Below are 12350 nucleotides of genomic sequence, written 5' to 3' on the forward strand. Positions count from 1 at the left end.
CCCGGCATGACCATGGAGGAGCTGGTGGCCAACGCCATCCTCATGCTCAACGCCGGGCACATGACCACCACGGATCAGCTCAGCAACTTGATCCATGATCTGCTGACGCACCCGGAGCAGCTCCGGCTGCTCCAGCAGGATCCCAAGCTGCTGTCGGCGGCCGTGGAGGAGTCGCTGCGCTACCGCCCGGCGGTGCCCTTCCACTACCGGATCGTCGGCGAGGAGATGCAGCTCCGCGGCAAGACGCTGCGCAAGGGAGACGTGGTCTTCATGGGCATCGCCGCCGCCAACAGGGATCCGGCGGTGTTCTCCGAGCCGGATCGCTTCGACATCACCCGCGACCACCTCCACCAGAAGCACCTGACGTTCTCCTTCAGCCCGCACCCACTGCCTGGGCGCGGGCCTGGCCGGCGCGAGCTGGAGATCGCCCTCGAGGTGCTCCTGCAGCGGATGCCCGAGCTGCGGTTGGATCCGGAGCGGCCGCCGCGGCACAAGTGCAGCAGCCTCATCTTCCGCGGCTTCGACTCCATGCACGTGCGGTGGTGAGCGCGTCGGCGCCCCGGGTCCCCGCCGGAGCGCCCGCCGTGACGCTCAGTCCTCCGCGAGCGCCAGCGCCAGCATTGCGCTCAGCTCGAAGGCGCGATCCATGCGGAAGGGGCAGTACAGCGCCTTGCCGATCCACAAGGGCTCCTGGTTCAGGACGAACGGACGGTAGTTGCTCCGCAGGTACTTGTTGGCCCGCGCCAGCGCGCCGTGGATGCGCTCCTGGTGGAGGCCCTGCCTCGCAGCGAGTGGAGCACGAGCGCCGCGAAGGCGGTCTCCACCGTCGTCGTGTGGCCGGCGGCGCCCCAGCCGCCGTCCTGCTTCTGCTCATGAGCAGGGTCTCGACGGAGTTGCGCATCAGGTGGGGATCGGAATGGAGAGCATCACCTGGGCCGTCGTGTAGAGCCAGGAGATCTGCCACTTGTCCAGCAGCCGAGCGGCCGTCCGCGCGCCGGCATGTCGAGCATGGCGCGCACCCACTGCTCCGTGTTCTCGCCCACGAGGTTCAACGCCATCACCGCGTGCGCGGTGGTGGTCAGCGAGGGGTGCGTCCTGGGGATAGGTGAAGAAGTGCTGCCCACGCTCGTACTGCCTGAGGATCTTCATGTCCGCGGGCCGCTTCGCGGCCGTGAGGACCGCGAGGACGACGGCGGTGTCGTCCCCATCGGGCATGAAGTACTTCGTGAAGCCGATGCCGCCGCGGGAGAGCGCCTTCTCGAGCACGTCGAGGTGCTTCTGCACATTCTCATCATCCGCCAGCAGCGGGTGATCCAGCAGGCCGGCGCACAGCACCGCGAACAGGCCCCACCCCTGCTCGATCGGATCGATGCGCCAGGTGGCGGGCACCACGCCCGGAAGGCGGACATCCGTGCCCGCCTCGGAGGCCTTCAGGTACCGCCGCGCCCGGGCGACGTGCTCTTGCAGCTCGGGACGATCCTGGCCAGGTCGATCGCAGGCGGCGGTGGCCGCGGGGCACGGCCCGATACCGCCGTCCGGATCGATCAGCGCGGGATCCGGCTCCGTGCCCCACCCCTCGAAGGTGAGGGCCGGCGGGGTGCCGGGGAAGAACTGCTTCAGCCGGCCGAGCTTCTCGCGGCGCCGCTTGCCATCCTCGATGACGGCGGCGTACTGGTCCACCGGGACGTCCAGGCCCAGGTCCACGGCGGCATCCAGCAGCCGCGGCAGGTTCATCTCCACGCCCACCAGGAGATCCTCGGGCAGCACCGTCCAGTAGGGGCGCTGCTGGCGGATGAACTCCAACCCGCGCTCCACGGCCCGCTTCGCCCGCTCGTCCTTGCCCCGCACGTGCAGGGCGAGCACGGCGGCGAGCGTCGGCATGTCGCGCGCGCGCAGCACCTTGGGGTTGTCCCAGCCACCATCGGCGTGCTGCTGCTGCAGCAGCCACTCCACGGCCGCCTCGGGACCCTCTTCGGAGGGGCCAGGCGCACCACCATGGCCGTGTCGTAGACGGAGCCATTGGACAGCCCGCCGTCCTTGCCGAGGTCCGCGATCAGTCCTCGCAGATCCTCCAGGATGATCTTCGCGGCAGGCGTCAGGGCCTTGGAAGCCCCTGACGGGTTCTGATCAGGATTGAGAGGAAGTGCCTGCGTCGAGCTCATTGCCATCCTGCCTCACGAGAACGTGGTGATAGTCGTGGTGGGTATAGAAGTCGCAAACGAAGGCCACGAGGTTGATCATGAAACGCTCGGGGAGCATCGTCTGCGTCTTCTCTCTGCTCTCGGGACCGCCCAGTTCCATGCAGCGCTTCACCGTGAGGGAGAGCTTGTCCTGCACCGCCTCACGGGCGAGCGCCAGGGCCGCCGCCGCATCGGGCGCCTTGCCGTCCTTCAGGAGCACCTGCTGCACGATTCCCAGGGCGTTGAGCTTCCCCTGGGCCAGCTCCTTCTCGTAGGTCCGGAGATCGTTGGCCAGACGCACGCAGATGGCCACCTGATGCGCCATCTCGAGGAGCCGCGGCAGGTGGGAGCGGATCGACGGATCATCGATCGCGCTGATCATGCACAGGCACACGGGGATGACGCCGGTGGTCTGCAGGGCGCCCTTCTCGAGGTACTCCTCGAGGCTCGGGAACGAGGGCCGCGACGCATCGGAGGAGCCGGCGCTCCAGAGCGCCTCGGCCCGCATGCCGCTCAGCCCCTCCTCGAGGGCCCTGGCCAGCTCCGGGCTCAACGTCTCGAAGATCGGGTACTGGCGCAGCAGGCCCCGCAGGTCGCTCAGCGCCTCGAGCAGGGGCGCGAGCCGCTCATCCCCCTGGGTGTCGATGGCGTCCTGGCGGCCGGGCGAGAACAGCGCGTGGAGGCCCACGAGCTTGCCCCACTGGGCGGACGAGGTCAGCCCGTGCTCATCGGTCAGCTCGTCCACGACGAAGAACCAGGTGCCCATGCACGTGGCGGGCATCAGCCGGGACACGTCGAGGAACGGGGCCGCGGCGGCCAGGGTCAGGCAGAGCTGCTTGGCCCGGGCGTTGCGCATGATGTCGCGGCTCGTCGTCAGCGAGATCATGCGATCGTGGCGATCCATCCACGGGCGCAGCGCGGCGGAGAGCTCCTGGGTGAGCGCGAAGACGTGCGCGCCCTTGTCGGGCAAGCCCTCGAGGTACTTGCTCCGAAGGGCGCTCTCTTTTTGAGAAGACATGGGGCTCCGAGGGGGGGAACGCCGCCGGCGATCAGGAGGCGAGCGCCATGGCGGCCCTGCGCCGGTTCACCTTGAGCAGGAACGGAGAAGGCGCGAGCGTCGACGCCGTCAGCGGGCGCACGGGCTGGTCGGACACGAGCGAGAAGCTCACGTTCTGGCACATGTGCGCCACCGTGAGCTGCATCTCCATCAGCGCGAAGTGCTGGCCGATGCAGACGTGGGGCCCGCTGCTGAAGGGGATGTACACGCCGCGCGGCAGCTTCTTCTCGTTCTCGGGCGTGAAGCGCTCCGGATCGAAACGCTCCGGATCCGGGAAGTACTCCGGATGCCGGTGGATGACGTACGGGGAGATGAGCAGGACCTGCCCCTTGCGCAGCCCGTAGCCCTCGACCTCGATGTCCTCCGTGGGCTCGCGGCCGAAGATGTTCGCGGGCGGGAACAGCCGCATCGACTCCTTGATGACCTGGAGCGTGTACGGCAGGCGGGGCAGGTCCGCATGGGTCGGAAGCCTTCCGCCCAGCACACTGTCCAGCTCGGCATGGAGCCGGGCCTGGATGTCCGGGAACCGGGCCAGCGCCAGCCACAGCCAGGACAACGCGTTGGAGGTGGTCTCGTGGCCGGCCAGGTAGAGCGTCAGGGCCTGGTCCAGCAGCTCCTCCAGGTCGAAGCCGACCCCGTCCTCGTCCTTGGACAGCAGGAGCATGGAGCACGTCGCCCTTGTCGCCGCGCTCGCGGCCCAGGGCGATCAGGCTCTGGGCCCGGCCGCGCATGAACGCGATGGCCTCGCGGACCAGCTTGTTCTTCGGCGTGGGCACGGACAGCGGGAGCCGGAGCGGGTTGGCCGTGCTCTCGGCGATGAACTCCGCGACGGTGCGCAGGGCCTCGAAGAAGCTGTCCTCCTCGTTGATGTCCATGAGGAAGACGGCCTTGGCGATCATGTCGCGCGTCAGCCGGTGCGTCGCCGCAATCATGTCCACGTCCGCACCATCCGCGAGGGTGCGCTGGGCCTCGTCGGTGAGCGTCACCATCTGCTCGCAGTAGCCGTTGAGCCGCTTGGGCGTGAAGGCCGGAGCCATGATGCGGCGAATCTCCCGGTGCCGCTCCCCGTGGATGGCCGGCAGCGCGGTGCGGCCGAGCACAGGGGTGAAGTTCTTGGCGAAGGACTCCGGGCTGAAGACCGCGGCCTTCTCGGACAGCACCACGTGCAGCATCTTGGGGCTGTTGACGAGATAGAGCGGCATGGGCCCCACCCGGAACTCGCCGAACTCGCCGCACTTCCCGGGCCACCCGCAGCGGCAACCCCATGCGGTCGTCCTTGAAGGCCGACCAGCTCCCAACCAACAACGGCTCACGGAAACGGGGAACGGGCTTGTACGGGGGGGGCATGGCGGATTCCGGGGGGTGTGGGGGGGAGGGACGGACTCAGTTGCTTTCCACGGAGGTTCCGCGAGCCACCGGCCGGGGGGCGGTGGACGACCGGCTCTCGCCCGACATGGCCGCCACCTGGTGCGACACGTCCCGGACGAGGTCCACCGCGCTCATGGAGGTGTTCAACTGGGCCATGGTCTGGTCCATCATCGTCGACAGATCCGTCACCGCCTGGAAGATCTGCGTGATGCCCGTGCCCTGCTGATTGACCGCCGTGGTGATCTGCCGCACGGATTGCGCGTTGTCCCGGACGATGCTGGACAACTGCTGGAGGGTCTCGCCGAACTCGCGGATCTCCCCCAGGCTGGTGCCCACCTTCGCCGAGCCCTCCTCGGTGATGGCGGCGGTGGTGCGGATGGCCTCGGAGATGTCCTGGAGGTGACGCTCACGTTGTGGGTGGCGTGATGGATGATCCGCCAGCGTGCGGATCTCACGCGCCACCACGCCAAAGCCCTTGCCGTGCTCGCCCGAGCGCACCGCCTCGATGGCGGCGTTGAGCGCGAGCATGTTGGACTGGTCCGCCAGGCCCTTCACCGTGGTGGTGATGCGGGCGATCTGCCGGGTCGTTCGTCGAGCGTGCGGATGCGCCGGCCATCTCGTTCACCTGTGACGATGTCCTGCAGGCCGTCGAGGCTCTGCTGGATGGCCGGCTCGCCCACCCGGCTGATATCATCGGCCCGCTCGGTATGGCGCAGCACGCCCTCCGCCTTCTGGCCGGCCATCGCGGACGTCTGCTCGATCTCCTGGGCGGTGACCTGCGCCTCCTGGAGGGCGGTGGCCTGATGGGTGAGCACCTCGGTCTGCTTGGTGGTGGACATGCCGAGCTGCTCGGCGGGCGGCGCAGCGCGTCCGCGGGCTCGCGGAGCGAGGCGGAGAAGGCCTTGGCGGCCGAACGCCCGGGCGGTGGCCGCGGCCAGGTCACCGATCTCGTCGGTGGACGACCACTCGGGCAGCATGGGCTCGCCGGCGGCGAGCGCCTCCACGGTGGTTGACGCTCCGCGCGGCCTCGGTCAGGTGCCGGGCGAGCTGCAGGGCCGAGATGGCCGCGCTCACCAGCACGTAGGACCCGGCACAGCCAGGGGAAGCAGCGCGTCGCTGACCATCTTCGCCACGGCGCCGTCAGCAGGGAGAGGAACTGGTCGGGGGGTGACCAGGCCGGCGTCTGCTCACGCAGGTGGAGGCAGTTGTTGTAACCCTCGCGCAGCAGCACGCTCGTGACCGTGGCGATGGTGCAGGCCACGAAGACGCCGAAGGCGTATGGCAGGTACCAGCGCTGACGCACCCAGAAGATGCCGCTGCCCTGCGGAATGGCCTGGGGTTTTTGTGGAACTCCGCGAGGGCATAGGGACGCAGGATGCGCTCCCAACCCGGACGCAGCCCGATAATCAGCAGGAAGACCAGCAGCGAGATCGACGACGAGCGTCCAGGGAATCAGCGACAGGTTCTTGCCGAAGCGGACGACCGGCGCGGCCGTCACCGTGAGGATGGAGAGCACGGACCCGATGGCCAGGCCGACCTCCATGGCGGGGAATCTTGAGGATGCGCTCCAGGCGCGCACTGGCGCGCTCACCGGGATTGGTGGCGAAGGCGTTCTCCACCAAGCCTCGATGAAGACGTAGGGTCACGGCCGCGAAGAACATGCCGGCGACGGGCAGGCCCAAATCGACGCGCCGCTGGCCTCGTTCTTGTTGAGGCCGGTGATCAGCCCCACCAGACCAGCGCGGGAAAAACGGTATAGGAGTTCGAGTTGGCGGCGATGACCAGCCGCACGGGGAGCTTCTTGAGATCAGCCTGCTCGAGAGAGGAGGACATGGGAATCAGGCTCCTGCGGTGACGTCAGAGGGCGACGGGACCGCGCGGTCATGAACGGGACGGGCGGGGAGAGGGGGAGAGGGCGGAGGAGAGTGGCCATCCGGGAAGCCGGCGCGGCCCGTGGAGTACGCGGCCGGTGTGTGGTCACGACCGGGCATGTCAGATCAGGTGGAAGAGTCAGTTGGAGCGCGAACCCACTTGGAAGGGCTCGGAGTTGACGTGTCCTTAGCAGTGCCGTCCGTGTGTTTCTTCCATCCAGCAAGATTCCTACCTCGTCCTCACGAAAGTTCCGTGTGCACTCTAGCAGTGCACCTGCTGGAGGAAAAGAAGCGGCCAGACCCCCTGGGTTTTTGATTCAGAGGCCGGATTGTGCTCGGGGACGCGCAAGTTTCCACTGCTGGTGCACAACGGAGCGGTTGGGCGCCTGGAGAGCGGGCGTGCGGCTTCATGTGAAACGGGCGGGTTTGCCAACGGGCGCGGGCTCGCTCACCGCGTGCGGCGCCGAGGAGCTCGTTGCCGTCCATCGACCGCTCCTGGCAAGGTCGGGCGCCGCAAGCCCATGCCTCTCTCCCAGGCAGGCCGCGCCTCGCGGTGGTGCCGCCATCTTCGCCCTCCCTCCTCTACTTCCACCCGGCCACCTTCTCGAGCAGATCTTCGCCTCGCGCGACATCCTCCGGTCTACTACCCACTCAAGAAGTATTGGGCCGAGCGCGTGTGGCGGCTCCAGTTCCGGGACTGGTACCCGTACAACGCATTGGGTCAGCCCTACCCGGGCATGCTCATCTCCGGGGCGTTTCCACCCGGCCAACCTGCGATGGCTGCTGCCCGTGGGGAGCGCGCTCAAGGTCATCACCCTGCTCTCCTACGTGGCGGCGCTGGGCGGTACCTACCTCTTCGCCCGGCTCTGGGGCCTGGCCGGTGGGCGGCGCTGCTGGCGGGGCTCACCTACGCGCTGTGCGGCTACATGGTGGGCATCAGCAACAACCTGCTCTACCTCTTGGCGGCCAGCACCTTCCCCTGGGCCCTCTGGGGCGCCCAGCGCTTCCTGCGTGCGCGCTCGGCGGGCCGTGCCGCCGCCGCCGCGCTGCCGCTGAGCCTCGTCCTCCTCAGCGGGGATGCCCAGAGCTTCGCCCTGTGCAACGGCCTGCTGCTGGTGCTCGTGCTGCTGCGCCCGGATCGCGCGGGCGCGCTGCGGACCGCGCCCCGGGCTGGCCTGCTCTTCGTGCTCGGCGCGCTGCTGTCCGCGGTGCAGATCCCCCCGTCCTCACCACGGTGAAGAACGCCTGGCCCAGCGCCCCGACGCTCCAGTGGGCCTCCTACTTCTTGTTCCATCCCCTGCGGCTGCTCAGTCGCCCTCGGGGCGCTCTACCTCGACCCGGAGTCGGGGACGGCGGCCTCCAGCGTGATGGCCGATGAGCTGTTCAAGTCGGGCATGGGGGGCTTCTGGGTGTCCTCGGTGTACATGGGGCTCCCGGCCGTCCTGCTGCTGGAGGCGCCCTGTCGATCTGGCGTCGCCACCCGCTGACGTGGAAGGTGTCCGGCGTCACGCTCGCCATCCTCGCCCTGACGATGGCGCACCAGGTGCCGCTCTACCGCTGGTTCTACGAGTGGATTCCCCTCTGGAACGCCTTCCGCTACCCGGAGAAGCTGCTGCCCTACATCCTGTTCCGGCGCCCTCGGCGCGGGGGCCGGACTGGAACCCGTCCTGCGCGAGCCCTCGGTGGCAGGCGCTCGCCCGGCCGGGTCGTCCTCGCGGGGGTCTGCGGCTGCTCGCGCTGGGCGAGTGGCACTGGGGCTGTTCTCCCGTGGGGTGTCCATTCCCTCTGGAAGAGGGCGGATCCCACCATCCTGGAGGTGCTCCACGGCACCCATCCAGGCCGCCGGGGTGGGCGCCATCACGCTCGGCCTCATGGGCGTGGTCGGCGCGAGCCCTCCCCCCGGCCCGGTGCGCGGCGGCCATCCTCGGGCTCCAGTTCGCCGTCCTCTACCAGGCCAACGAGGGCACCCACCATGCGACCTTCACGGACGTGCTGAAGCAGCCGACCCGGGGAAGGAATCGCCTGAAGCAGGAGGCGGACGCCGGCCCGGTGCGGCGTCGTGTCTTGGGGGCGCGGATGAGTGTCGCCGCGCCACGTGCCCGAGGGACTCCATCCCGTGGACCTCATGTCCCTCAACTTCGCCGTGGGGCTCTCCCCGGACACGCCCGCCCTCTGGCACCTGGAGAGCGCCGGGCCCTACCTCCCCGCCGCCTCCCGCGCGCATGGCCGGGCTGCCACACCCGGGTTTCCGCCAGCCTCTGGGTGGGACGCTTCTCCGGCCTCTACCACGTGCGCTACCTGGCCCTGAATGCGCGGGCCTATCAGCAGATTCTCCGGCAACCGGGAGGTCATCCTCGCCGAGGAGCCCCGCGTGGGGGCGGGCGTGGTGCTGTGCGCAATCCCGACACGCTGCCTGGTGTTATCTGGCCACGCCCGTCTGCGTGCCGGACGAGCCCGCCGCGCGTGCCCTCGTGCTGTGCGCTCCTTCCGCCCCGGCCAGCAGGCCGTGTTGAGTGCCCGCCCGGCACGCCTCGCGCCGGTCACCTCCCGCCACGGAAGCCCGGCCAGGTGCGCATCGTCCACTACGCGCCGGAGTCCCTGGCGGCTCGAGGTGGAGGCACGCACCCCGGCGGCCCTGGTGCTCAACGACGCCTGCTCCGACGGGTGGAGCGCGACCCTGGACGGATAGCCCACGCCCATCCTGCCCGCCCCTTGCGGTGCGCGGGGTGCGGGTGCCCGCGGGCACCCACCGCGTCTCCTTCACCTACCGCACTCCGCGGCTGGGGCTCGGGGCGCTCCTCTCCCTCGGCGCCCTGGGGCTGCTCGGGCTCGCGGTGCTCGTGGAGCGCCGGAGGCGGGCTCAGGCCTTTCTCGGGGCCCTCGAGGTAGCCCACCATCGCCTCCAGGTCCGAGACGATGGCCTTCTTGAAGCTGCCCAGCATGAGCCGGCCGAACAGCTCCAGGAGGAACCCCATCCGCCGATCTCCGCCTCCATCGTGGCCATCTTCCCGCCGCGTTTTCGAGCCGGTCGCGGAAGCGGCGATGCCCGCGCTTCGAGCTGCCCTGGTCCCGTCCACGTACAGCTCGACCGGGTTGCAGCTGTCGAGGCAGCTCCTGGAAGGACTCGCTGGCCTCCCTGCCGAACATGCGCCGCGTTGGCGCCACTGTGCCCCGCCGAACTTGCCGGGCGAGAGCTTCGGATCGCCGCCAGGTCGGCGTCCGCTGTCTCGCGGCGTCCAGGTCCTTCAAGGCACTGAAGACCCGCGCTTGCGCGGCGACGCGGCAATCTCCTTGCGCACGGTGAACTCGATGGCCATGTGGGGTGTTTTCCAGCAGGGACCAGGGCGCTTTACCTGCACCGCGCGACGCGGCTGGAGTTGCCATCTGAATCCGCCGGTCGACCGGTGGAGCTGAGATCCAACCGGCTGCGCACCAGGCCCGGCCGGCTCTCCAGCTCGGAGCCCTCGAGCTTCAGCCGGGAGGCCAGCTCCCCCCGGGTGAGCTTCGGCGACAGCTCGCGGGCCTGCATCACCCGGCGCGCGATGCTGGAGCAGGGGCTGGCCGTACATCGTCGCGAGCCGGTCCATGGTGAGGCCATGGATGTGGTGCAGGCGCAACAGGGCCCGCTCCCGCTCGGGCATGGCGCAGGGCCGTGCGCAGCGCGGTGACGAGCGCCTGGCGTGAGTCCTCCTTGAGGAAGCTCCTTCTCCCGGTAGTCCAGCAGCATCCGCGCGAGCGTCTCCGGCGGCTCGTGGAAGGGTCGCGGCGCTCGTCCTGGCTCGCCAGCTCGCCCACGATGCGCACCCCGATGATGCGCACCCAGGCCAGCGGCGGTCCCCGGCCCGAGTAGTGGGCGATCCTCGGAGGCGTGTCGCCCCGGCCCAGCAGCAGCCACTTGCTCATCACCTGCAGCACCTCGTCCACGGTGGACGCGGAGACCTGCCCCAGGCCGGCGCGGGCGCTTCTGGAGGACCTGCTGCTCGAAGGCGAGCAGGGCCTGGCGCTCCCCCACCGCGCAGGCGCACGCGAGGTACAGAATCGGCCCCATGGAGCTGGCGCAGCACCTTGGTGACCCCTCCGCGGGCAGGTGCCGCGCCAGGTGCCGCACGAAGGTCTCCGCCGTGAGCTGACGGCGGGCCACGCTCTCCTCCCCTTCTCCAGCAGCTCCCCGGCGGGTCGTTCTCCAGGCCCTCCGCCGCCTCCATCCCGGCGCTCCCGCTCGGCGTACCTGGGCCCGCAGGCGAGCGCCGCGAGGGAATCCGCTTCCCGGGGCTCGCTCATGGCGTGCCCGCCTTCTGGGCCACACGGAGCGGACCGGGTGCAGGTCCTGCCAGTCCATCTCCTGCTTCAGCTCCAGGCGCGCCCGCGTGCCCTGCGGGGTATCGGTCCGGGCCTCTTCCGCCAGCGCGGCGGCGCAAGCTCCACGGCCGCTTGTACCCGCTGGAGTTGCCGGGCAGGCGGAAGGAGCCCCAGGCCTCGTCGAGCGGATCCCTCGGGGCCCGCGCGTGAGAGCCGCGGGGCACGCTCTTGCAACGGCACGGCCTGCTCCGCATCACCGAGCGCCAGCCGGCCTCGGCGATCCGCGTGGACATCCACCAGCGGTGCCGGCGCTCGGTCACGTCCACGCTGCATGACCTTCCCAGGGCGCGCTCGCGGTGCTTGAGCACCTTCGGGCGAACCCGCCGTCGGCTCGACCCGGGCCAGGGCAGCCAGCGTTGTGTCGGCCGTGGGGTTATGCGGCCGTTCTCCTTTTCCACCGCCCAGGGCGCGCGGCGGCGCGCCTGGTCAGGCTGTGGCCCATCCGGTGCTGGACGAGCCCCAGGTACATCAGCGGCGCGGCGGTCCGCTCCCAATGCAGACCCAGCGCGCGCTCCTGGATGTCGCTGCAGGGCGCCCTACCCGCTGGTAGGTTGTTCGCGGCCTCCTGCCATTTTGGTCGTGGTCGGCCACCATGCTGAGGCGCACGGCGCGGTGGCGGGGTCGGGGTGCATGCAGCCCCGTGTCGCTGGAGGATGGCGAGCGCCCGCTGGAGGTACTGCGGGCCTCGTCCAGCCGGCCCTGAGCACGCGGCAGGCCGCCCGGCGGGTGTGGGCAGCCGGGGCTGGGATCGTCGGGGAGCGCGACGTCTCCAGGAGCGCCAGAGGCGCCAGGCGGCGACCGCCTCCTCGCGCCGTCCGGGCCGGCCAGGCTCCATGGCGGGGCTGCTGAGGTTGAGGGCGAGCGCGGGGTGGTCGGAACCCCGAGGCGCTGGCGCGGCGTTCCTGGGCCTGACGGTAGAGCGCGAGCGCCTCCCGCGGGCCATCCCTGGCGGGAGCGGACCCGGCCCAGGCTGGAAGGAATCCGGAGGTGCGCGGGCTTGAGCCCGTACCGTCTTGCGCGACAGCTCCAGGCCCTGGAGAGAGCTCGGGGATCGCCTGGTCCAGCTTGCCCTGCACCAGCCGCACCCCTCCCAGCCGGCAGCGGTGGGGATGGGTCGGCGATGGCCGGGAAGCCTTTTCCACCGCTTCCACCACGGCCCGGGCGTGTTGGGCGGCCGATCCGCCTCTCCCACCCGCGCCATCTAATCCCCACGGAATCCTCGAGGAGGACCCATCGCGCCACCGTCTCATCGTCGCGGCCGGCCTCGGCGGCCCAAGGGCGGTGAGGATGTCCTCGGCCTCCTTCGACTTGCCGGCGTGGCCGTGAGCTGGCCGTGGAGCTCCAGCACCTCGGCCCTTGCCCAACGGACGGTAGTCGAGCACGTCGATCTCCTGAAGGAGGGCCGACGTCCATCTCGATGCCCTGGCGTGCCTGCCCTTCCATGCGGGCACGGGCCTCGGCCAGCTTGCGGCGAGCAGCATCCGCGCGAGGGCGAGAGGCACCCTGGGCGGCTGG

At 70.1% G+C, this 12350-nt stretch carries 10 protein-coding genes and 1 pseudogene; 2 read left to right on the forward strand and 9 right to left on the reverse strand.

All coding sequences use genetic code 11. The features are described from left to right. Positions 1–546, forward strand: a 546-nt coding sequence (locus ACN28I_RS00005) for a cytochrome P450 (protein ID WP_420940150.1), incomplete at its 5' end; no start/stop codon positions are given. Between the two features lie 354 nt (positions 547–900). Here the strand turns inward: ACN28I_RS00005 and ACN28I_RS00010 are convergent. The 6 genes and pseudogenes from ACN28I_RS00010 to ACN28I_RS00035 form a co-directional block, all read right to left on the reverse strand. Next, positions 901–1953: a hypothetical protein gene (locus ACN28I_RS00010; RefSeq protein ID WP_420940151.1), complete on the reverse strand. Its 1053-nt coding sequence runs from the start codon at positions 1951–1953 to the stop codon at positions 901–903. A gap of 174 nt (positions 1954–2127) precedes the next feature. Continuing rightward, complete coding sequence (locus ACN28I_RS00015; protein ID WP_420940152.1) at positions 2128–3198, reverse strand: terpene synthase family protein; 1071 nt, start codon at positions 3196–3198, stop codon at positions 2128–2130. A 31-nt stretch (positions 3199–3229) separates the two neighbouring features. Further along, complete coding sequence (locus ACN28I_RS00020) at positions 3230–3901, reverse strand: cytochrome P450 (protein ID WP_420940153.1); 672 nt, start codon at positions 3899–3901, stop codon at positions 3230–3232. 85 nt (positions 3902–3986) lie between these two features. Next, a pseudogene (locus ACN28I_RS00025) lies at positions 3987–4439 on the reverse strand (cytochrome P450); the annotation flags it as partial. Between the two features lie 181 nt (positions 4440–4620). Continuing rightward, positions 4621–5160 (reverse strand): methyl-accepting chemotaxis protein, encoded by a 540-nt coding sequence (locus ACN28I_RS00030; protein WP_420940154.1) that lies wholly within the window; start codon positions 5158–5160, stop codon positions 4621–4623. After that, complete coding sequence (locus ACN28I_RS00035; protein ID WP_420940155.1) at positions 5157–5609, reverse strand: hypothetical protein; 453 nt, start codon at positions 5607–5609, stop codon at positions 5157–5159. The genes ACN28I_RS00030 and ACN28I_RS00035 overlap by 4 nt, the downstream gene beginning before the upstream one ends. Before the next feature lie 1541 nt (positions 5610–7150). On the opposite strand from ACN28I_RS00035, the gene ACN28I_RS00040 reads away from it, so the two are divergent. Then, positions 7151–7714: a hypothetical protein gene (locus ACN28I_RS00040; RefSeq protein ID WP_420940156.1), complete on the forward strand. Its 564-nt coding sequence runs from the start codon at positions 7151–7153 to the stop codon at positions 7712–7714. A 1404-nt stretch (positions 7715–9118) separates the two neighbouring features. Here the strand turns inward: ACN28I_RS00040 and ACN28I_RS00045 are convergent. The 3 genes from ACN28I_RS00045 to ACN28I_RS00055 form a co-directional block, all read right to left on the reverse strand. Then, positions 9119–9451 carry a hypothetical protein gene (locus ACN28I_RS00045; RefSeq protein ID WP_420940157.1) on the reverse strand — a complete coding sequence of 111 codons (333 nt, stop codon included), beginning with the start codon at positions 9449–9451 and terminating at the stop codon, positions 9119–9121. A gap of 374 nt (positions 9452–9825) precedes the next feature. Continuing rightward, entirely contained in the window at positions 9826–10008 is a 183-nt protein-coding gene (locus tag ACN28I_RS00050; protein WP_420940158.1) for a hypothetical protein, read from the reverse strand. Continuing rightward, positions 10005–10400: a hypothetical protein gene (locus ACN28I_RS00055; RefSeq protein ID WP_420940159.1), complete on the reverse strand. Its 396-nt coding sequence runs from the start codon at positions 10398–10400 to the stop codon at positions 10005–10007. Before ACN28I_RS00055 ends, ACN28I_RS00050 begins: the two co-directional genes overlap by 4 nt. Between the last annotated feature and the right edge of the window lie 1950 nt (positions 10401–12350).

It is taken from the genome of Archangium gephyra (assembly GCF_049060025.1).
Classification (GTDB): domain Bacteria; phylum Myxococcota; class Myxococcia; order Myxococcales; family Myxococcaceae; genus Archangium; species Archangium gephyra_A.

Coding starts and splice junctions, on each gene's coding strand:
- ACN28I_RS00020 (WP_420940153.1), bottom strand. CDS start 3,901: ATGCTCCTGCTGTCCAAGGACGAGGACGGGGTCGGCTTCGACCTGGAG.
- ACN28I_RS00045 (WP_420940157.1), bottom strand. CDS start 9,451: ATGGGGTTCCTCCTGGAGCTGTTCGGCCGGCTCATGCTGGGCAGCTTC.
- ACN28I_RS00015 (WP_420940152.1), bottom strand. CDS start 3,198: ATGTCTTCTCAAAAAGAGAGCGCCCTTCGGAGCAAGTACCTCGAGGGC.